General features: G+C 73.3%; 18 protein-coding genes. 7 read left to right on the top strand and 11 right to left on the bottom strand.

Annotated elements, in window-relative coordinates:
* Window positions 1–283 precede the first annotated feature (283 nt).
* Window positions 284–1,093 (top strand): GntR family transcriptional regulator, encoded by an 810-nt coding sequence (locus BS80_RS08680; RefSeq protein WP_035797010.1) that lies wholly within the window; start codon window positions 284–286, stop codon window positions 1,091–1,093.
* Window positions 1,094–1,178: 85 nt separating this feature from the next.
* Here the strand turns inward: BS80_RS08680 and BS80_RS08675 are convergent, their stop codons facing one another.
* Window positions 1,179–2,336 (bottom strand): ROK family transcriptional regulator, encoded by a 1,158-nt coding sequence (locus BS80_RS08675; RefSeq protein WP_035795170.1) that lies wholly within the window; start codon window positions 2,334–2,336, stop codon window positions 1,179–1,181.
* Window positions 2,337–2,659: 323 nt separating this feature from the next.
* Between BS80_RS08675 and BS80_RS08670 the strand changes: the two genes are divergently transcribed.
* Complete coding sequence (locus BS80_RS08670; protein ID WP_232246413.1) at window positions 2,660–3,385, top strand: class I SAM-dependent methyltransferase; 726 nt, start codon at window positions 2,660–2,662, stop codon at window positions 3,383–3,385.
* Window positions 3,386–3,462: 77 nt separating this feature from the next.
* A complete protein-coding gene (locus tag BS80_RS08665; protein WP_035797008.1) occupies window positions 3,463–3,978 on the top strand; it encodes an NUDIX domain-containing protein in 516 nt (171 codons plus the stop codon).
* A gap of 46 nt (window positions 3,979–4,024) precedes the next feature.
* Here the strand turns inward: BS80_RS08665 and BS80_RS08660 are convergent, their stop codons facing one another.
* The 3 genes from BS80_RS08660 to BS80_RS08650 all read right to left on the bottom strand — a co-directional run bounded on the left by BS80_RS08660 (window position 4,025) and on the right by BS80_RS08650 (window position 6,525).
* Window positions 4,025–5,098 carry a C40 family peptidase gene (locus BS80_RS08660; RefSeq protein ID WP_035795167.1) on the bottom strand — a complete coding sequence of 358 codons (1,074 nt, stop codon included), beginning with the start codon at window positions 5,096–5,098 and terminating at the stop codon, window positions 4,025–4,027.
* Window positions 5,099–5,260: 162 nt separating this feature from the next.
* Window positions 5,261–6,163, bottom strand: a complete 903-nt coding sequence (locus BS80_RS08655) for a M56 family metallopeptidase (protein ID WP_035795164.1) — start codon at window positions 6,161–6,163, stop codon at window positions 5,261–5,263.
* Complete coding sequence (locus BS80_RS08650; protein WP_035797007.1) at window positions 6,160–6,525, bottom strand: BlaI/MecI/CopY family transcriptional regulator; 366 nt, start codon at window positions 6,523–6,525, stop codon at window positions 6,160–6,162. The genes BS80_RS08655 and BS80_RS08650 overlap by 4 nt, the downstream gene beginning before the upstream one ends.
* Window positions 6,526–6,714: 189 nt before the next feature.
* Between BS80_RS08650 and BS80_RS08645 the strand changes: the two genes are divergently transcribed.
* A complete protein-coding gene (locus BS80_RS08645) occupies window positions 6,715–7,236 on the top strand; it encodes a DUF3291 domain-containing protein (RefSeq protein ID WP_035795161.1) in 522 nt (173 codons plus the stop codon).
* Between the two features lie 65 nt (window positions 7,237–7,301).
* On the opposite strand, the gene BS80_RS08640 is transcribed toward BS80_RS08645, so the two are convergent.
* The 4 genes from BS80_RS08640 to bioB all read right to left on the bottom strand — a co-directional run bounded on the left by BS80_RS08640 (window position 7,302) and on the right by bioB (window position 11,479).
* The gene (locus BS80_RS08640) at window positions 7,302–7,970 is read right to left on the bottom strand and encodes a class I SAM-dependent methyltransferase (protein ID WP_035795158.1); all 669 of its coding nucleotides are present in this window, start codon (window positions 7,968–7,970) and stop codon (window positions 7,302–7,304) included.
* 151 nt (window positions 7,971–8,121) lie between these two features.
* The gene (gene bioD, locus BS80_RS08635) at window positions 8,122–8,853 is read right to left on the bottom strand and encodes a dethiobiotin synthase (protein ID WP_035795155.1); all 732 of its coding nucleotides are present in this window, start codon (window positions 8,851–8,853) and stop codon (window positions 8,122–8,124) included.
* Window positions 8,850–10,082 carry an adenosylmethionine--8-amino-7-oxononanoate transaminase gene (locus tag BS80_RS08630; RefSeq protein ID WP_232246467.1) on the bottom strand — a complete coding sequence of 411 codons (1,233 nt, stop codon included), beginning with the start codon at window positions 10,080–10,082 and terminating at the stop codon, window positions 8,850–8,852. Before BS80_RS08630 ends, bioD begins: the two co-directional genes overlap by 4 nt.
* A gap of 104 nt (window positions 10,083–10,186) precedes the next feature.
* Window positions 10,187–11,479: a biotin synthase BioB gene (gene bioB, locus BS80_RS08625; protein WP_035795152.1), complete on the bottom strand. Its 1,293-nt coding sequence runs from the start codon at window positions 11,477–11,479 to the stop codon at window positions 10,187–10,189.
* 175 nt (window positions 11,480–11,654) lie between these two features.
* Between bioB and BS80_RS08620 the strand changes: the two genes are divergently transcribed.
* The gene (locus BS80_RS08620) at window positions 11,655–12,491 is read left to right on the top strand and encodes a hypothetical protein (protein ID WP_157536074.1); all 837 of its coding nucleotides are present in this window, start codon (window positions 11,655–11,657) and stop codon (window positions 12,489–12,491) included.
* Between the two features lie 58 nt (window positions 12,492–12,549).
* Here the strand turns inward: BS80_RS08620 and BS80_RS08615 are convergent, their stop codons facing one another.
* Window positions 12,550–15,039, bottom strand: coding sequence for a DEAD/DEAH box helicase (locus BS80_RS08615; RefSeq protein WP_408607368.1), 2,490 nt, complete (start codon window positions 15,037–15,039; stop codon window positions 12,550–12,552).
* A 114-nt stretch (window positions 15,040–15,153) separates the two neighbouring features.
* On the opposite strand from BS80_RS08615, the gene BS80_RS08610 reads away from it, so the two are divergent.
* Window positions 15,154–16,329, top strand: a complete 1,176-nt coding sequence (locus BS80_RS08610) for an 8-amino-7-oxononanoate synthase (protein WP_051966576.1) — start codon at window positions 15,154–15,156, stop codon at window positions 16,327–16,329.
* On the opposite strand, the gene BS80_RS08605 is transcribed toward BS80_RS08610, so the two are convergent.
* Window positions 16,310–17,485, bottom strand: a complete 1,176-nt coding sequence (locus BS80_RS08605) for an MFS transporter (protein WP_035795144.1) — start codon at window positions 17,483–17,485, stop codon at window positions 16,310–16,312. The genes BS80_RS08610 and BS80_RS08605 overlap by 20 nt on opposite strands.
* Window positions 17,486–17,692: 207 nt before the next feature.
* On the opposite strand from BS80_RS08605, the gene BS80_RS08600 reads away from it, so the two are divergent.
* The gene (locus tag BS80_RS08600) at window positions 17,693–18,466 is read left to right on the top strand and encodes an enoyl-CoA hydratase/isomerase family protein (protein WP_035795142.1); all 774 of its coding nucleotides are present in this window, start codon (window positions 17,693–17,695) and stop codon (window positions 18,464–18,466) included.
* 36 nt (window positions 18,467–18,502) lie between these two features.
* On the opposite strand, the gene BS80_RS08595 is transcribed toward BS80_RS08600, so the two are convergent.
* The gene (locus BS80_RS08595) at window positions 18,503–19,699 is read right to left on the bottom strand and encodes an MFS transporter (RefSeq protein ID WP_035795139.1); all 1,197 of its coding nucleotides are present in this window, start codon (window positions 19,697–19,699) and stop codon (window positions 18,503–18,505) included.
* Window positions 19,700–19,736: the final 37 nt, after the last annotated feature.

Genomic DNA, 19,736 nt, shown 5'->3' with positions numbered 1-19,736 from the left:
GTGTGCGGGACCGCCGCGCTGGCGGGTTCTCGGGGGGCGTCGACGTCGTGGCGTGAACGCGGCATGAAGCGGTGCCATGGGTCGGTCAAGCCTCGTCATTGGTCTTGACCATCTCCTCGGGAACCCCCTAGGGTCACTTACTGCAAGGACCTTTAATAAAGAAGGACGGATAAAGCCCGAGCTTCCACCTGGCAGGACCCGCAGGTGGAACGGGGACACGGTCCTTCAACGATGCCGGCGACCCGCCCCTGGCGGTCGAAGCCCGGCGAGGGTGGAGGACAAGGTGGCGACAGCACAGCTCACGGCGGTACCGGAGCCGAAGTACTGGCACCTGCGCACGGTCCTGCTGCGCGCCATCGACACCGAGTTCTCCACCGGCCAGGTACTGCCCAACGAGCGTGACCTCTCCGCCCGTTTCGGCGTGGCCCGGGCCACCCTGCGCCAGGCGCTGGACCAGTTGGAGCTCGAAGGCCGTCTGGTCCGCCGTCGCGGGATCGGCACGCTGGTGGCAGCGCCGCGGGTCGGCGTCCCGGTCAGCCGTCGCGAGGAGGGCTGGCCCGGCAGCAGCCGCGACCAGTCCTGGCGTGCGGTCGACTGCACCAGTGCCGGCGCCTCGGAGCAGCTGGCGCGGGCGCTCGGCATCGCGGTCGGCGAACTCGTCCACACCGTGCGGCGGATCCGCGTGGCGCAGGGGCAGATCGTGGCCACCGAGTCGCTGCACGTGCCGGACTCGACGCTGAAGCTGCTGCCCGCCATCCGCCTGTCGGCCGGCGGCGGCACGGCCGGTGCGGCGCAGGCCGAGAGCGACGATCAGGCCCGTTCGGTGCTGCGCCGCCTGGAGCGCCTGGGTGTGGACGGCGACTCGCGTTCGGTGGAGCTCGGCGTCGCCGAGGCCGAGGAGGCCGCGCTGCTGGAGCGTCCGCCGGGCACCCCGGTGCTCGTGGTGACGACCCAGTACGCGGCGGCCGGCCGGCTGGCGGCGGTGGGGACGTCGACCTACCGCGCGGACACCTGCCGGCTGACCTTCGGTGAGACCGGCCTGGTGGAGGTCACCCCGGTGGCCGCCGTCCCGGCCGCCCGCACGGCTTCCTGAGGCCGGCGAGACGCTCGACAAGGGCCGTACCCCGGGCGGGGTACGGCCCTTGCTTCGCGTACTTCGGTTACTTCGGGCCTGTGGTTCAGCCGCGTGAGGTCGGCTGGTCGACGGCGAAGAGCTGCTCCTCCACCTGGTCGAGCGCCAGGCGCAGCGCGCCGAGCGCGACCACGTCCTCGCCAAGCGCCGAGAGGGTGACCGCGGGCGCCCGCAGGCAGTAGAGCGCCAGCTGCTCGCGCAACGGGTCCAGCACGCCGTCCAGTCCGGCCGCCCCGCCGCCGATTACCACCAACTGCGGGTCGATGGCGACGACCAGGGCCGCCACGTCGTGCACCAGCCGGCCGAGGAAGCGGTCCATCGCCACCCTGGCCACCTGGTCGCCCTCGCGGGCCAGCCGCAGCACGCGCGCCACGGCGGCCTCGTCCAGCGGGTCGAGCGGCTGGCCGGTGGTGGAGAGCAGGCGTTCGGGCGTGGCCTCCTGGCCGAGCAGGTGCAGCGCGCCGATCTCGCCGGCCGCGCCGCCGAAGCCCCGGTGCAGCCGCCCGTTGATCAGCGAGCCTGCGCCGGGGCTGAGCCCGGCCAGCACGAAGACCACGTCGCCCATGCCGACCGCGGCGCCCTGCCAGTGTTCGGCGATGGCGGCGAGGTTGGCGTCGTTCTCGATCAGGACCGGGCAGCGGAACGAGCGTCTCAGCCGGGCGCCGAGATCCAGGCCGGTCCACCCCGGCATCGCGGTGCCGAGCCGGACGGCGCCGTCCTTGTCGACGATCCCCGGGCTGCCGACGCCGACCGCCCACAGGTTGTCGCGCGAGACGCCGGCCTTGCGCAGCAGCTCCGCGACGGCGGCGCGGACCGCGCCGACCCGCTCCTCGGCGTCCAGGCTCTCGTCGACCAGCCGGGAGTGACTGCCGATCAGCTGGCCGGCCAGATCGGCCAGGACGACCCGGACGCCGTGCACCCCGATCTCGATGCCCAGGGTGTGGCCGGCCTCCGCGCGGAACCGGAACCAGCGTGCGGGACGGCCGCGTTGACGGCTGCTGTCCTGGGTCTGCTCGACCTCGGCGACCAGTCCGGACTCGACCAGGTTCTCGATCACGCCTTCCACGGTCGGCCGGGAGAGGCCGGTGTCGCCGACCAGTTGGGTCAGCGTGACGGACTGCCCGTCGCGCAGCGCGCGCAGGGTGACCGCGGCGTTGATGCGACGCAGCAGCGAGGAGTCTCCTCCGGTGAGTCGGTCCGCCAAGACGCTGCCTTTCCGCGTTCGCGCGACTGCACTGGCGCGCGGTTGACGAGTGTGCGGTGACGTCCGGTGCCCCGCGAGGACCTGCCGCCGGTGCCGTCACGCGGGCGCGCCGTGCCGGAGGCCGTCAGCCGGATGGTACTCGCGACCACCCCTGACCGCGAGCGTTTGTGCAGCTCATGACCGGTTCGGTATCGAAAGGTGAGGTTACTGCGATCACTGTGAGCGGGCCGTGTGGTGTACCTCGGGGCCCGCGCGGTCCGGTCGGGGCAGCGCGCCGCCCGCAGGTGGCGTCCGGGGGCTGGGCGGAGCCCTATGCTGCGGGAATGCCGAACGAGACCCGTACGCTCCAGCCGGGCACGCCCGCGATGTCCGATGCGGCCCTGACGTCCGATCCGGCCTCGACGTCCGATGCGGCCTTCGTCCGGCAGGAGACCCGGCCGGCTCCCGTTCCCTTCGTCCCCGAGGTCCGCCTGCGGATGGCCGACGACGCCATCGCGCTCTGGGAGACGACGGAGTCGGCGCGCGGCGAGATCGGCCTGCCCCCGCCGTTCTGGGCCTTCGCGTGGGCGGGCGGGGTCGCGGTCGCGCGGTACGTGCTCGACCACCCCGAACTGGTCGAGGGGCGAACGGTGCTGGACGTGGCGGCGGGCTCGGGGCTGGTCGGCATCGCCGCCGCCCTGCGCGGCGCGAGATCGGTCCGGGCGGCCGAGATCGACGCCTACGCGGTCGCGGCGATCGGGATCAACGCCGAGGCGAACGGCGTGCGGGTGGACGCGGCGGTCGAGGACCTGCTCGACGGCGACGGCGGTCCGGCCGAGGTGGTGCTCGCCGGTGACGTGTTCTACGAGCGGGCGATGGCAGGCCGGTTCCTGCCCTTCCTGGAGCGCGCGCAGGCCAGGGGAGCGCTCGTGATCGTCGGCGACCCGGGCCGGGCCTACCTGCCCCGCGCGCGCTTCACGGCGCTGGCCGCGTACCAGGTGCCGGTGGTGGCCGATCTGGAGGACACCGCCCTCAAGACCACCACCGTCTGGCAGTTGACGGCTGCCTAGCCGAGCGGCGCAGACGGTTCCCGGACCGAGCAGTCGTGGGCGCGGACCTGTCGGTGCCCTCTGGCATCGTGTGCGCCATGGCCGAACTGGTGGAACGCGTCGACGAGGAAGACCACGTACTGGCAGTCGTGGAGCGTAGCGAGGCGATCCGCCGCCGGTGGCTGCATCGCGTCGCGACGACCGTCTGCCGCGACCCAGAAGGCCGGTTCCTGGTCCACCGACGTCCCGACGACGACTCCCGCTTCCCCGGCCGGTACAACTGGCTGCTGGGCGGCGCCGCCAACGTGGGTGAGACATACGAGGCCGCGGCAGCCCGGGAACTCGCCGAGGAGATCGGCGTCCGCGCCTCCCCACGGTTCGTCTTCAAGTACCTCTGCCGCGGAGTGATCAGCCCCTACTGGCTGGGCGTGCACGAGGCCACCGTCACCCAGCTGATCACACCGGATGCCTCGGAGGTCGCCTGGCACACCTGGCTCACCGAAGCCGAACTCCGGGATGCGATCCGCAGCCCGAACTTCGTCCCCGACGCCCGGGAAGCCTTCACCAGGTACCACGCTCTGACCGATCCGCCGGAACGCCCCCGAGTCGAGTGACCGACCACCCAGGAGGCCGCTGCGGTCAGACGCGCTCTCCAGGACCTCAGGGGCGGACGGCGCCCATGTACGACGGCATGCTGTCGAGGTTCAGGATCGTCACGTTCTTGCCGGTGCGCGGTGCGTGGATCATCTGGCCGTTGCCGATGTAGATGCCGACGTGGTGCAGGTCGGAGAAGAAGAACACCAGGTCGCCGGGTTGCAGATCGGCCCTGGCCACGCGGTGTCCGGCGTTCCACTGGTCCTGGGAGACGCGCGGCAGGGAGACCCCGGCGGCCGACCAGGCGGCGCCGGTGAGTCCCGAGCAGTCGAAGGTGCTGGGACCAGTGGCCCCCCACTCGTAGGGCTTGCCGAGCTGGGCGTAGGCGAACTGGACGGCGGCCGCGGCCCGTCCGGTGGCCGGACCCTGGTACGTCGGACGGTCGGCCGAGCGCGCGGCACGGGCGTCGGCGCCGCTGCCGCTGCCGCTGCCGCTGCCGCTGCCGCCGGGGCCGGCGTCCTGCGCGGCGAGCTTGGCGCGGTCGGCCGCGCTGAGCTTGTTGAGCAGGGCCTGGGCCTGCGCCAGCCGGTCCTGGACGTCCTTCTTCTCGTTCCCCATCGCCGTGGTGCTGGTGCCGAGTTCGGCGAGGGTGGCGGCGGCCTGGACACGGTCCTGGTCCAGGCGGCGCTGCTCGGCCTGGACCTGCTTGAGCAGGGCGGCGGTGCCGTCGGCGGCCTGGTTCTGCGCCGCGGCCTGGGCGAGGTAGCTGCCGGGGTCGGAGTTGAGCATCAGTTGGAGGGACGGGTCGATGCCGCCGCTGCGGTACTGGTTGCCGGCCACGGCGCCGAGCCGGGTCCGCAGCTGGTTCATCCGCTCCTGGCCGGCGGCCACCCGGTCCTGCAGCTGGGCGGCGTCGGTCTGGAGCTGCTGCTGCCTGGCCTTGAGGCCGTTGAACTTCTCGGTGGAGACCTCGGCCTGGGTGTTGAGCTGGTCGACCTGGGCCTTGACGCTCTCCACGGTGGGCGCGGGGTCGGCGTGTGCCCCGGTGGCGGTGGTCAGCAGAACGCTGCCCGCGGCGGCGGTGGTCAGCGCGGCGGCGCGCAGGCGGCCCGGCGGGTTCGGCTTGCGGTGGTTTCCCATCGGGCGGCAGGCTCCTTCGAGGTGACGCGCCGCCTGCGGACACAGGCCGGCCCGAGCGGTGCGGCGGGCTTCGGCCACTCCACTTTCTAATCAACTTAGTAGATGACGGTCGCAGCAGCGCAACCGCCCCCCGATCACCACCCCCGCTCCCCGCTCGCCGGCTCAGGGTCCGCAGGCGACCAGGACCGGTGCCACCGGCAGCGCGACCAGCGCGGCCCACCAGCCCAGCCGTACGGGCAGCGCCAGGGCAGGCGGCAGCCGCCCGCCCGGCTGGAGCAGCCGTCGCACCCGCTGGACGGCTGCGTGGGCACCGGCCGCCAGCGTCCCGCCCGGCCGCCCGCCGGCGGCCACCACGCACAGCGCCTCCGCCAGCACCCGGGGCGTGCAGTGCCGCAGCGCGGCGTCGTCCGCGGCCATCTCGACCAGGACGGGCACCTGGTGGGCCATCAGCCGGGCGACCGGCAGCCAGGGCAGCGCGTCGCCCAGCGCCTTCGCCGCCGCCACGGCCAGATGGTGACGCCCGCGCAGATGGGCCCGCTCATGGGCGACCACGGCCGAACGGTGCTCCGCGTCCAGGCGCTCCAGCGCGCCGCGGGTCAGCACCACCCGGCCGCCGTCCCCGGGCAGGCACCACACGGCGGCCCGCTCGTCTTCCACGACCCACCACCCGCGCGCCCGGTCCCGTCGGCCGACCACGTCCAACATCTCGCGATGCCGGGCCCTCGCCCTGGCGGCCCGCAGCAAGCCGGCGCCGACCACGCAGGCCGCCGCCGCGAGGGCCAGCGCGCCGAGCGAGAGCGCGTGGTGGTGACCGGCCGCGCCCTCGAGCGGTGAGCCGGTCGCGGTCGGGGCCAGCCAGCGGCCGGGCCGGGCCCGCAGATGGCCGGGCAGCGCGAGCACGTGCACGGTCATCACCGCCGCCACGGCCCAGGAGAGGGCGAGGACGGCCCAGGTCGCCGCCGCGCTGCGCGGCGCCCGGACCGACCAGGCGGACCCGGCCAGCCGCCGGGGCGCCAGCCATCCGACGGCGGCCAGGTAGCCGGCCAGTAGCAGGAGGATGCTCACCCGCGGCCGCCGCCGTCCCGCTCCAGCAGTGCGCGCAGGGCCCGCGCCTGGTCGTCGTCCATGCCCTCGACGAAGAGCAGCAGGGCCGCCTGCTGGTCGCCGCTCTCCTCCAGCACCTCGCGCATCAGCGACGCGGTGTACGCCTCGCGCGAGCGCACCGGTTCGTAGACCCAGGCGCGCCCGTCCTTGTGCCGGCGCAGCCAGCCCTTGCGGAACAGGATGTCCGCGACGGTGGTCACCGTCGTGTACGCCACCGGGCGCACCCGGTTGAGGTCGTCGACCACCTCGCGCACCGTCGCCGGTCGTCCCCACTCCCACAGCCGTTCCATGATCTCGGCTTCCAGCTGACCGAACCCGCGCACCACCACGCTCCCTTCCCGGCCCAGCCTAACCGTCTGCCAAGCACCCGCGACGACCGGTGCACGAGGCCATGTGGACAGCGGAAACGCAACTTCGACAGGGCCCGCGGAGGCGGCTACTTTCACACCGTGTCTCCGGCGATTGCCCACGCTCGCAACGGAGTTCCTCCATGCTGAACCAGGGAGAAACGCATGTCCCAACTCGCGCTCTACACATTCGGCGTCCTGAAGTCACCTCTCGCCGATCCCGGACCTCTCACGCGCGAACTGCACGGCAGCAGTGAGGCCGTCTACCGGACGATCAGCCGGCACCCCGGGTACGTCGCTCGTGCCGAACCGGCGGACGGCGCCCGGGGTACCCTCTTCGACCTGGACTGGGGCGCATGGGGCGCGTTCGCCGTACCGACCTGGTACGACAAGGGCCATACGGTGGAAACCACCGCCCTGGCCGCGACCCTCTCGCTCTGGACGGACCTGCGCGCCGCCCTCGACGCCGTCTACACCGGTCTGCACCGTACGGCGCTGAACAGGCGCAACGACTGGTTCGAGCGGACAGGACACCCGGCCTACGTGTCCTGGTGGGTCTCCGACGGCGTGATACCCACCTGGCAGGACGGGGTCTCCAGGCTGGAACACCTCCACGACCACGGCTCCGCGCCGCACGCCTTCACCTTCCAGCACCCGTTCGCCCCGGGAGCTGTTCCTGGACGATGACGCGCTGCCGCGTCACGGCCGATCCGCGCCCACACCACCTCGTAGGGGCCGCAGGCCCGGGGGCCTCAGGCGGGGCGTCGGGCCATGACGACCACGCCCGGTCCGGTCTGCCCGTCCGCAGGGAGCCGGAGTTCGGCGACCGGGTGCAGTCCGGCCTGCTCGATCAGGTCCACGAGCTGCTCCGGCCGCCACTTGTGCGTGGTCCAGCGAACGGGCACGCCTCCGTATGCCTCGGTGCGCACCGTATCCTCGTCGCCGACATGGGTGCCGGCGATGAAGTGCCCGCCCGGTTTCAGGGCGTACGCGAAATGGGCGAGGACCTGCGGAAGGACATCGCGGGGGAGGTTGAACAGCGACCACCACCCGAGCACGCCGCCGAGGGAGGCTTCGCCGAGGTCGAGCTCGGTGGTGGAGGCGACGCTGAAGCGGCATTGCGGATACAGGCGGCGCGCGTTCTCGATCATGCGGGGAGAGAGGTCCACCCCCGATACGTCGAGTCCGCGTTCGGCGAGGTAGCCGGTCACCGTACCGGGGCCGCAACCGACATCGAGGACGGGCCCGAGCCCGCCCACGGTGTCGGCGAAGGCGTCGATCGACGCCTTGAGCCAGGGATGGCGACGGATGTCACCCATGCCCGTCGTCGCGACCATGTGGGCGTAGTTGTCGGCCACCAGGTCGTAGGACTCGCGGACGACGTCGAGATCGGCCGGGCGGTCGATGGGGTGTGCGCGCATCAGCCAACTATAGGACGGCGGCCCTCCGGTGGGTGGCTCCGGAGTCGATCGTCACGCGTCGCTCCGGCTCAGGAATTCGCCAACGGTCCGGACGAAAAACCTCGGATCGTCCAGCCACGGGATGTGCGCGGCGCCCGGCACCCGCCACGCACTACCGATGGATCGCCGCGAAGGCGTCCGCGTCCCAGTGGCCGCCGAGGGCGGGGGCCAGCGAGGCTGCGGCCAGGTCGGCGAAGGGGGTGCCGGGCTGGGCGGTGGCGCCGGCCGGGAGGGCGCCGAGCAGGGGGGCGCCGGCGGCGGTGGGGAGGTCGGCGAGGTTGCAGCGGGTGGCCAGGTCGGGTTCGGCGGGCCAGCAGCCGATCACCACGCCCGCCGGGCGCAGCCCGCGGGCCCGCAGGGCTTCGGCGGTCAGCGCGGTGGCGTTGAGGGTGCCGAGTCCGGCGGTGGCGACGAGCAGGACCTCGGCGTCGACTGCTGCCGCCATGTCGGCCAGCGTGAGGCCCTGTTGGTCGTAGCGGACCAGCAGGCCGCCTGCCCCCTCGACCAGTGTCAGGTCATGATGTTCCGTCAGTTCGCCCACAGTGCGCACAAGTTGATCGAGCGTCAGAAACGGGAGCCCGGAGCGACGGGCCGCCGTCTCGGGAGCCAGCGGCTCGGGGTAGCGGGCCAGCTCACGGGTGCTGAGCAGCGCGGAGTGCGGGGAGGCGCCGACCAGCCTGACGACCTCCTCGGCGTCGCCCGGCTCGGTCGCGCTCACGCCGGTCTGGCCGGGCTTCAGGACGGCCGTCGAGCGGCCAGCGCGGACGGCGAGGGCGGCGATGGCGGCCGTCACCGCGGTCTTGCCGACCTCGGTGCCGGTGCCGGTGACGAAGAGCAGGCTCATCCCGCCACCGCCGCAGCCGCGACCGCTGCGGTGATCCGCGCCAGGTCGTCGTCGCCGGTCACATACGGCGGCATCGTGTAGATCAGGTCCCGGAACGGCCGCAGCCAGACGCCCTCGCGGGCCGCCGCCTCGGTGGCCGCCCGGACGTCGACCGGGTGGTCGAGCTGGACGACGCCGATCGCGCCGAGCACCCGGACGTCCGCGACGCCCGGCAGGTCGGCGGCCGCGGCCAGGCCGTCCAGCAGTCCGGTCTCGATCCGCTTGACCTCGCATCGCCAGTCCTGGCCGAGCAGCAGCTCGATCGAGGCGTTGGCGACCGCCGCCGCGAGCGGGTTCGCCATGAACGTCGGGCCGTGCGCGAGCACCGGCACCTCGCCCCGGCTGATCCCGTCCGCGACCTCGCCGGTGCACAGGGTGGCGGCCATCGTGAGGTAGCCGCCGGTCAGTGCCTTGCCCAGGCAGAGCACGTCCGGCGAGACGTCGGCGTGCTCGGCGGCGAAGAGTGCGCCGGTGCGGCCGAAGCCGGTGGCGATCTCGTCGAAGACGAGCAACACGCCGTGCCGGTCGCAGAGTTCGCGCAGCAGCCGCAGGTAGCCGGGGGAGTGGAAGCGCATCCCGCCGGCTCCCTGGACCACCGGTTCGACGATCACCGCGGCCAGCGTGTCGGCGTTGCGCTCGATCAGCTCGGCCAGCTCCGCGGCGTACGCCGGGTCCACCTCGGCGGTGAAGCCGGCCGGCGGCTCGCCCGCGAAGAGCTGGCGCGGCAGCACGCCGCCCCAGAGCTGGTGCATCCCGCCCTCGGGGTCGCAGACCGACATCGGGTGGAAGGTGTCGCCGTGGTAGCCGCCGCGCCAGGTGAGCAGCCGCTGCTTCTGCGGCCGTCCCACGGACTGCCAGTACTGCAGGCACATCTTCATCGCGACCTCGACCGCGACCGAGCCGGAGTCGGCGAGGAAGACGTGCTGGAGCGGCTCCGGGGTGATCTCGACCAGCCGGGCGGCCAGCCGGACGGCGGGCTCATGGGTGAGCCCGCCGAACATCACATGGCTCATCCGCCCCAGCTGGTCGCGCACCGCCTCGTTCAGGACGGGGTGGTTGTAGCCGTGCACGGCCGCCCACCAGGACGACATGCCGTCGACCAACTCCCGGTGACCACCGACCGGTTCGGCCAGCCGCAGCCGGACGCCGGAGGCCGACTCGACGACGTAGGGCGTCGAGGTGCCGGGCATCGGGCCGTACGGGTGCCAGACGTGCGCCCGGTCCAAGTCGAGCAGGGCGGAGGTGGGGAGCTGTGCCACGGTGTCGCTGTTCCTCTGGGTGTGCCGGGGTGTTCTCAGGCGTTCGGTGCGAGCGTGGTGCCCGCGCCGCGGCGGCGCACCCGGACCAGGTCGGAGCGGAGCTCGTCGCTCTCCGCCGCCTCGTCGGCCGAGGAGGCCTCCTCGGCCGGAGCGGCCGCAGCGGCTGCAGTGACCGGAGCGGATCCGCCGCACGGCCCGCAGCCGCCACCGCTGTGACCGCCGCAGCCGCCGCCCGTGCCCTCGGCCTCGGCCGGCTCGGCGCCGTGGCCGCCGCACCCGCCGGCGCTCTCGCCGTGGCTGCCGCACCCGCCGCCGGCCGCCTCCGAGCGGTGCCGGGGCAGCGTCACCTGGCCGGTGCCCTCGACCTCGAACCCGGCGTCCGCGATCATGTCGAGGTCGGCCTGGCCGGCCTGGCCCTCGCTGGTCAGGTAGTCGCCCAGGAAGATCGAGTTGGCGATGTGCAGCCCCAGCGGCTGCATGGTGCGCAGGTGCACCTCGCGCCCGCCGGCGATCCGCACCTCGACGTCCGGGCAGACGAACCGGACCATCGCCAGGATCCGCAGGCAGTGCTGCGGGGTGAGGTTCCACTCCTTGGCCAGCGGGGTGCCCTCGAACGGGATCAGGAAGTTCACCGGCACCGAGTCCGGGTTCAGCTCCCGCAGCGAGAAGACCACGTCCACCAGGTCCTCGGCGCTCTCGCCCATACCGGCGATCAGGCCCGAGCAGGCGGAGAGGCCGGCGCCGTGCGCCTTGTTCACCGTGTCGACCCGGTCGGCGTAGGTGTGGGTCTTGGTGATGGTGCCGTAGGTGTTCTCGGAGGTGTTGAGGTTGTGGTTGTACGCGTCGGCGCCGGCCGCGGCCAGCCGCTCGGCCTGGTTGTCGGAGAGCAGACCCAGGCAGACGCAGATCTCGACGGCCGGGTCCTGGTCCTTGATCGCGGCGATGGTGTCGGTGACCCGGTCGATGTCGCGGTCCGTCGGGCCGCGCCCGCTGGCCACCATGCAGACCCGCTTCGCGCCACCGGCGACCCCGGCGGCCGCGGCCTCGGCGGCCTGATCCGGCTTCAGCCAGGTGTACTTGAGGATCTCGGCCTTCGAGCCCAGCCGCTGGGAACAGTAGGAGCAGTCCTCCGGGCAGAGGCCGCTCTTGAGGTTCACCAGGTAGTTGAGCTTGACCCGGCGGCCGAACCACTGTCGGCGGACCCGCCCGGCGGCCGCGACCACGTCCAGCAACTCGTCGTCGGTGGTGGCCAGGACGGCCAGCGCCTCCTCCCGGGTGGGGAGCTCGCGGCGCAGGCCCTTTGCAGTGAGGGTGTCAAGCAGATCCATGCTGTGAATCCTGCCCGGACGACCTCGGGTGGCGCCAGAGGGAATCCGCCAGAAGATCGCTCCTCGGGTGTGCGAGTTGTCACAGTCCCACTGCGCGCCGTTGGTACGGGGACGTCCTATTCCTGGAGTAGGGCTGCTGACCTGGGCTGTCGGGTGTCCCCCTAGAATCTGCGCCATGACCACGCAGGGGGAATCCCACCCGATACCCGCACGCGCCGACGACGGACCGGAACGCCCACAGGAACCCGGCCAGGGCGGCGGGCTGGGGCACAGTCAGAACCACGGCCCGGACTGGGGCAGAGCCTCCAGAACCGGTCGGCGCCCCACCCCGCTGCGGATGGCCGGCTGGGCGGCCGCGGTGGTGGCGGTCGGCGCGATCGGGTTCGTGGTCACCCTGCCCAACCCGGGCGACTGGGTGCCCGGTCTCGGCCCCTCCAGCAAGGACGCCGACCGGACGCCGCCGGTGGTCGGAAACCCGCCGCCGACCTCGGCCGCCGACCCCAACCCGTTCACCGTGGACCGCTACTTCCCGGTCGCCCGGCCGATCGACCTGAACGGCTACCACGCCAAGCGCTCCGGCGTACGGCAGGGCAGCGACTGTGCCGAGACGCTCCAGGACCGGACGAAGAACGTCTTCCAGAGCACCGGCTGCCAGGGTTACCTGACGGTCAGCTTCAGCCGCACCCCCGACGGCAAGGTGCTGTCCAGCGTCACCATCCTGCGGTTCGGCGACGACGCCACCAGCCAGCGGGTGGCCGACCAACTGAACGCGCAGCCGGGCTTGCTGGCCTTCATGCAGCCGGACGCCACGATCGCGGCGCCCTCGCCGGCCGCCGATCCGCAGCACCAGAAGCCGGTCGCGCGCACCGAGGCGGTGCACCACTACGTGACCGTGGCGACCTCCCGGTTCGCGGACGGCACCAGCGGCACGGCGGCCACCCCGGACCAGCAGCTGCTGGACGCCACCTGGGCCACCTCGTACACCGCCTCGGACGCCTTCGTCTGGGGCTGAACAGGCCTGCCGCCACCGACCCCTGACGGTGCGTCAGGGGTCGGTGGCCCGGCTCCGGTCAGCCCAGCCGGTCCACCGCGGTGACCCGCAGGACGGCGCGCCCCTCCTCGTCCGAGCCGTGCAGGTCGACCTCGGCGCTGATGCCCCAGTCGTGGTCGCCCGCCGGGTCGTCGAAGATCTGCCGGACCCGCCAGGAGTCGGAGTCCTCCTCGATCAGCAGCATCTTGGGGCCGCGCGCGTTCGGGCCGGTCCCGAGGTCCTCGTGCTCGTCGTAGTAGGCGTCCATCGCGTCGCCCCAGCGGTCCGCGTCCCAGCCGTACTCGCCGTCCAGCTCGCCGAGCACGTTGTAGTGCTCCAGCGCGCACAGCTCCACCCGGCGGAACATCTCGTTGCGCACCAGCACCCGGAAGGCGCGGGCGTTGGCGGTGACCGGCAGCGGCTTGGCGTCCAGCGCGACGGCCGGGGCGTCCTCGTCGGCCGGGTTGGCCAGCTGCTCCCACTCGTCCAGCAGGCTGGAGTCCACCTGGCGGACCAGCTCGCCGAGCCAGGCGATCACGTCCTTGAGCTCGTCGGTCTTCGCGTCCTCGGGGACGGTCTGCTCCAGCGCCTTGTAGGCGCCCGCGAGATAGCGCAGCACGATGCCCTCGGTGCGGGCCAGGTCGTAGTGGCCGACGTAGTCCACGAAGGTCATCGCGCGCTCGAAGAGGTCGCGCGCCACCGACTTGGGCCGCAGCGGGTGGTCGCCGATCCACGGGTGCGCCCGCTGGTAGACCTCGTAGGCGTGGGTGAGCAGCTCCTCCAGCGGCTTGGGATAGGTCACCTCCTGCAGGCGCTCCATCCGCTCCTCGTACTCGACGCCGTCGCGCTTCATCTCGCCGATCGCCTCGCCGCGAGCCTTGTTCTGCTGCGCGGCCAGGATCTGGCGCGGGTCGTCGAGCGTCGCCTCGACCACCGAGACCACGTCCATCGCGTAGGACGGCGACTCCGGGTCCAGCAGCTCGAAGGCGGCCAGCGCGAAGGTGGAGAGCGGCTGGTTGAGCGCGAAGTTCTCCTGGAGGTCCACGGTCAGCCGGACGATCCGGCCCTCCGCGTCCGGCTCCTCCAGCCGCTCGACGACGCCGCCGGCCAGCAGCGAGCGGTAGATGGCGATCGCCGAACGGATGTGGCGGCGCTGGGAGCCCCGTTCCTCGTGGTTGTCGGTGAGCAGTTTGCGCATCGCCTCGAAGGCGTTGCCCGGACGGCCGATCACGGAGAGCAGCATCGCGTGGCTGACCCGGAACCGCGAGACCAGCGGCTCGGGGTCGGCGCCGATCAGGCGCTCGAAGGTCTCCTCGGTCCAGCCGACGAAGCCCTCGGGGGCCTTCTTGCGGACCACCTTGCGCTTCTTCTTCGGGTCGTCGCCGGCCTTGGCGATCGCCTTGTCGTTCTCCACCACGTGCTCGGGGGCCTGCGCCACCACCTGGCCGACGGTGTCGAAGCCGGCCCGGCCGGCCCGGCCGGCGATCTGGTGGAACTCCCGGGCGCGCAGCGTGCGGACCTTGACGCCGTCGTACTTGGAGAGTGCGGTGAAGAGCACCGTGCGGATCGGCACGTTGACCCCGACGCCGAGCGTGTCGGTGCCGCAGATCACCTTCAACAGGCCGGCCTGGGCGAGGCGTTCGACCAGTCGGCGGTACTTGGGCAGCATTCCCGCGTGGTGCACGCCGATGCCGTGCCGCACGTACCGGGAGAGGTTGCGGCCGAACTTGGTGGTGAAGCGGAAGTGGCCGATCAGGTCGGCGATGGCGTCCTTCTCGGCCTTGGTGCACATGTTGATGCTCATCAACGACTGTGCCCGCTCCACCGCCTCCTTCTGGGTGAAGTGCACGACGTAGACCGGTGCCTGACCGGTCGTCAGCAACTCCTCCAGGGTGTCGTGCAGGGTGGTGCGGCGGTACTCGTAGAAGAGCGGCACCGGCCGGGTGACGGACCGGACCACGGTGGTCGGGCGGCCGGTGCGGCGCTTGAGGTCCTCCTCGAAGCGCCGCATGTCGCCCAGGGTCGCCGACATCAGCAGGAACTGCACCTGCGGCAGCTCCAGGATCGGGATCTGCCAGGCCCAGCCGCGGTCGGGCTCGGCGTAGAAGTGGAACTCGTCCATCACCACCTGGCCGATGTCGGCCCGGTCGCCGTCGCGCAGCGCGATGTTCGCGAGCACCTCGGCCGTGCAGCAGATGATCGGCGCGGTCGGGTTCACGCTCGCGTCGCCGGTCATCATGCCGACCTGCTCGGTGCCGAACATCTTGCACAGGTCGAAGAACTTCTCCGAGACCAGCGCCTTGATCGGCGCGGTGTAGAAGGTCCGCTTGCCCTCCGCCAGCGCGGCGAAGTGCGCACCCGCCGCCACCAGGCTCTTTCCGGAGCCGGTGGGGGTCGCCAGGATCACGTTCGCGCCGGTGAAGAGCTCGATCAGCGCCTCCTCCTGGGCGGGGTAGAGCGTGATACCCCGCTCCTCCGCCCAGCCCGCGAAGGTGGCGTACAGCGCATCGGGGTCGGCCGGCTTGGGCATCAGATCTAGGAGGGTCACCGGCCCATCTTGCCTGCTCGCGCCGGTGCACGGCAAAGAACGGTGTGCCACGGAGCACGTTGCCCCCTCGTGGCGGCCCGTGCCAGGCTGCCGCTCATGGTCCTTCCCTCCTCCGCGCCCGCCCGGGCCGCCGCCCCCGCCGCCGTCTTCGACTGGCTCGACGAGGCCGCCGAGCTGCGCGCCCGGGCCGGTCTCACCCGCACGCTGCGCAGCCGTCCGGCCGACGACCCGGTGCTCGACCTGGCGAGCAACGACTACCTGGGCCTGGTCCACCACCCCGAGGTCACCCGTGCCGCCGCCGACGCCGCGCTGCGCTGGGGCGGCGGGTCGACCGGCTCGCGGCTGGTCACCGGCACCACCGCGCTGCACACGGAGCTGGAAGTCGAGCTGGCCGACTTCTGCGGTGTGGAGGCCGCCCTGGTCTTCTCCTCCGGCTACGCCGCCAACCTGGCCGCCCTGACCGCGCTGACCGACCCCGACACCCTGATCGTCTCCGACGCCTACAACCACGCCTCACTGATCGACGGCTGCCGGCTCTCCCGCAGCGACGTGCACCGCGCTCCGCACAGCGACCCGCAGGCCGTCGCGGCGGCGCTGGCCGAGCGCAGCCGGCCGCGGGCCCTGGTGGTCACCGACTCGCTCTTCTCGGTCGACGGCAACGCCGCGCCGCTGCGCGAGCTCTCCGCCGCCGCCCGCGCGCACGGCGCCGCCCTGCTGGTGGACGACGCGCACGGCCTGGGCGTGCTCGGCCCCGGCGGCCGCGGCGCCCTCGCCGCCACCGGTCTGGCCGGCGCGCCGGACACCGTCGCCACCGTCACGCTCTCCAAGTCGCTCGGCTCGCAGGGCGGCGCGGTGCTCGGCCCGCGCCGGGTGATCCGGCACCTCACCGAGACCGCCCGCACCTTCATCTTCGACACCGGCCTCGCCCCGGCCGCCGTCGGCGCCGCGCTCGGCGCGCTGCGCCTGCTGCGCGCCGAGCCGCAGCGCGCCGAGCGCGCCCGCGAGGTGGCCCGCACCCTCGCCGAGCAGCTCACCGCCGCCGGCCTGCGGGCCAGCCGCCCGGACGCGGCCGTGGTCTCGGTCCGGGCACCGGGCCCGGAGCAGGCCGTCGCCTGGGCCGCCGACTGCCGGCGGGCCGGACTCGCGGTGGGCTGCTTCCGCCCGCCGTCCGTCCCGGACGGTCACTCCCGGCTGCGCCTGACCGCGCGCGGGGACCTGACCGCGGAGCAGATCCGCTTCGCAGTGCGAGTGATCACGACGACGGCGCCGTAGCCGCTCGGGCCGGTCGCGGCGCCCTCCCCGCCAACAGGGGCGCCGTCCCGACGGCCAGCAGCGGGACGGCGGCCAGGGCGAAGCAGGCGATCGGCGGCAGGGCGCCGGTGGCCAACCCGGCCGCCGCGGTGCCCGCCGTCGAGCCCGCGTTGAACGCGGTGTTCACCCAGGCTCCCGCCCGGGTGCGGTGCTCGGGCGCGGCGCACTCGTCCGCGACCAGATAGGCGGTGGCCAGCGCCGGGCTGACGAAGAGCCCGGCCAGGCCGACCAGTACCGCCAAGCCGCCCAGCCCGGGCGCGAGCCCGCTGACCGCCAGCACCGCGCCCAGCCCGGTCGCCACCAGGGCCAGCCGCACCTGGGCCGGCCGCCGCCAACGCACCGCGCCGTACGCCAGGCCACCGAGCGCGCTGCCGGTGGCCAGCGCCGCCTCCAGCCAGGCGACCGCGCCCGGCCGTCCGTGCCCGGCGGAGATCATCAGCAGGCCGAGCGCGCCCAGACCCACGCCCAGCGCGGCGGTCACCGCCACCGGACGTCCGATCCCGGGCACCAGCCCGCCGCCGCGTCCGGCGGCCGCCGCGCGCGGCCGGGGCGCCCGGGCGACCGGTGCGCCGACCAGTGCGAGCGTCCCGGTGAGCACCAGCGTGGCGCTCAGCAGCAGGCCGGGCGTGGGCCCGATCAGCCCGACGAGCAGCGGTCCGCCGACGTAGAGCAGCTCCTCGGCGACCGTGTCCAGACTGTAGGCCCGCTGCAACAGCCCTTCCTGTGGCAGCAGTTCGCTCCACAGTCCACGCATCACCGGGCCCAGCGGGGGAGCGACGGCCCCGGCGGCGAGCGCCAGCGCGGCCAGCGCCGCGCCGTGCGCCACGGTCAGCCCGAGCAGTGCCGCCGCGTACAGCAGCGCCATCGGCGGCAGCGCCCGGCGCGGCCCGTGCCGGTCGATCAGACCGGCCCGGACCGGCGAGAGCAGGGCGATGGTGAGCCCGAACATCGCCAGCACGCCCCCGGTGGCGGCGTAGGAGCCGGTGGAGCGGGCGATGGTGAGGGTGAGCGAGAGGGAGACCGTCCCGTAGGAGAGCCGGCCGACGAGAGCGGCGCCGAAGGTGCGGGCGGCCTGCGGCGCGCGCAGGACAGCGCGATAGGAGGGGGAAGAAGACATGGGAATGTTCCTCGACGTGCGGAGGGAAGGTGCAAGGACGCCGGGGCGCCGCAGCGGCTCTGGCCCAAGGGGGCCGGCGCGGGTGCGGTCGCGGGGCGGGTCCTATGCACGGGGGAGGAACATGGGGGTCACGCTAGCAGCTGATGGACCGCTAGTCTCTGGAGTTCAGGATAGTTAACGCCGCTTAACAGCTCTGGAGGATTCGCCATGACGCGGTTCGTCACCCTGGACGTCGAGGACGCCGTCGGCACCATCCGGCTGGCCCGGCCGCCGATGAACGCCCTCGACGTGGCCATGCAGGACCAGCTCAAGGAGGTCGCCGAGGAGGCCGCCGCCCGGGCCGACGTGCGGGCCGTGGTGATCTACGGCGGCGAGAAGGTGTTCGCGGCGGGCGCCGACATCAAGGAGATGCAGCGCATGTCGTACACCGACATGGTGCAGCGCGGCGGGGCCCTGCAGGACGCGTTCACCGCGGTGGCCCGGATCCCCAAGCCGGTGGTGGCCGCCGTGACCGGCTACGCGCTGGGCGGCGGCTGCGAGTTGGCGCTCTGCGCGGACATCCGGATCGCCGGCGACAACGCCAAGCTCGGCCAGCCGGAGATCCTGCTCGGCCTGATCCCCGGCGCCGGCGGCACCCAGCGCCTGGCGCGCCTGGTCGGCCCGGCCAAGACGAAGGACCTGATCTTCACCGGCCGCATGGTGCGCGCCGACGAGGCGCTGCGGATCGGCCTGGTGGACCAGGTCGTCCCCGCCGAGGAGGTCTACTCCGCCGCGCTGGCCTGGGCCGGCAAGCTGGCCACCGGCCCCGCCTGGGCGCTGCGCGCGGCCAAGGAGGCCGTGGACCGCGGCCTGGAGAGCGACATCGACTCCGGCCTCGCCCTGGAGCGCACGCTCTTCGCCGGCCTCTTCGCCACCGAGGACCGCGACACCGGCATGCGCAGCTTCGTCGAGGACGGCCCGGGCAAGGCCAAGTTCGCGTAGGTCACCGGGCGCCGGTCCCCCGCCGGGGGACCGGCACTACGCCGCCACCCGATCGCTCGCGGGTACCTGCGCGGCCGGCCGGGCCCGCAGGCCGGGCGCGAGGGCCAGCGTGACCGCCACCGAGACCGCCGCCACGCACGCCATCGCCGTTGCGGGGGAGGTCCGCCCGGCGACGGCTCCGGCGACCGCGGCGCCCACGCCCTGCATGGTGAGCATCCCGGAGGAGTGCAGGCCCAGTGCCTGTCCGCTCAACTCGTCCGGCGTCAGGGCCATCAGGCGCTCCTGGAGCAGCAGGCTGGCCGAGTAGCCGACCGAGGCGAGGACGACGGCTGCCACGGCGAGCGGCAGCGCCGGGCGCAGCGCGAAGGCCAGATAGGGGACGGCGAGCAGCAGCCGCAGCGGCGACCCGAGCCGTGCCTTCCAACGCGCGGGCAGGAAGCGGCCGGTGAGGGTGTCCCCGATCAGCATGCCGAGCGCGGCGAAGGCGAACAGCGCCCCGGCGTGCCGGGGATCGTACGGGATGAAGAGGGACTCGCAGCCGACGATCAGCCCGTTGGGGACCCAGAGGGCGAGGAACACGTAGCGTCGCGAAGTGGACGACCACAGAAGCGCGTTGGTTCGCCAGGTCTGCGCGACGGACGGCCGGCCGGTGGCGCGCGGCGCCCGTCGGCTCAGGCCGCTCCGGGCGACGGCCGCGGCGGCCAGGCCCAGCGCGGCGCCGACCAGCAGCGTGCCGCGCGGTGACACGGTCGACACCAGCACCCCGCCGGCCGCGTATCCGCAGATCTGGACCAGGCCGACCGACATGTTGAGCACCGAGCGGCCGAGCAGGTAACCCTGCTTGGAGAGGATCTCGTTGAGCAGTCCGTAGCGCACTCCGCCGCCCAGCGAGGCGAGTGTCCCGAGCGCGAGGAGCACGGTGAAGGCGGCCCACACCGGCAGGCCGGGGATGGCCTGGGCGGCGTCGCCGAGGCCGAACAGCACCGCGATGCCGGTCAGCGCCGCGCGCGGCGGCAGCCGGTCGGCCGCCGACAACAGCGTGGTCGCGCCGACCACCTGGGCGAGCGAGGGGCCGAACATCGCGAGCGCGGAGAGCAGCGGGGAGCCGGTCGAGGAGTAGATGAGGGTGCCGAGGGCCGGCCCGGCGACCGTCGAAGCCGCCACCTGGAGCGAGGAGGCGAGGAAGTACGGCGTGAACTCCGGCGTGCGGAAGAGTTCCTGGTAAGTGCGCATGCCGAGAGTCTCGGCGGCCTGCCCCGAGGGGCGTTAC

Origin of the sequence: Kitasatospora mediocidica KCTC 9733 (genome assembly GCF_000744225.1) — a bacterium.
Taxonomy (GTDB): domain Bacteria; phylum Actinomycetota; class Actinomycetes; order Streptomycetales; family Streptomycetaceae; genus Kitasatospora; species Kitasatospora mediocidica.
The sequence above is the reverse complement of the archived record's forward strand: the minus strand, read 5'-3'. Positions and strand labels throughout refer to the sequence as shown.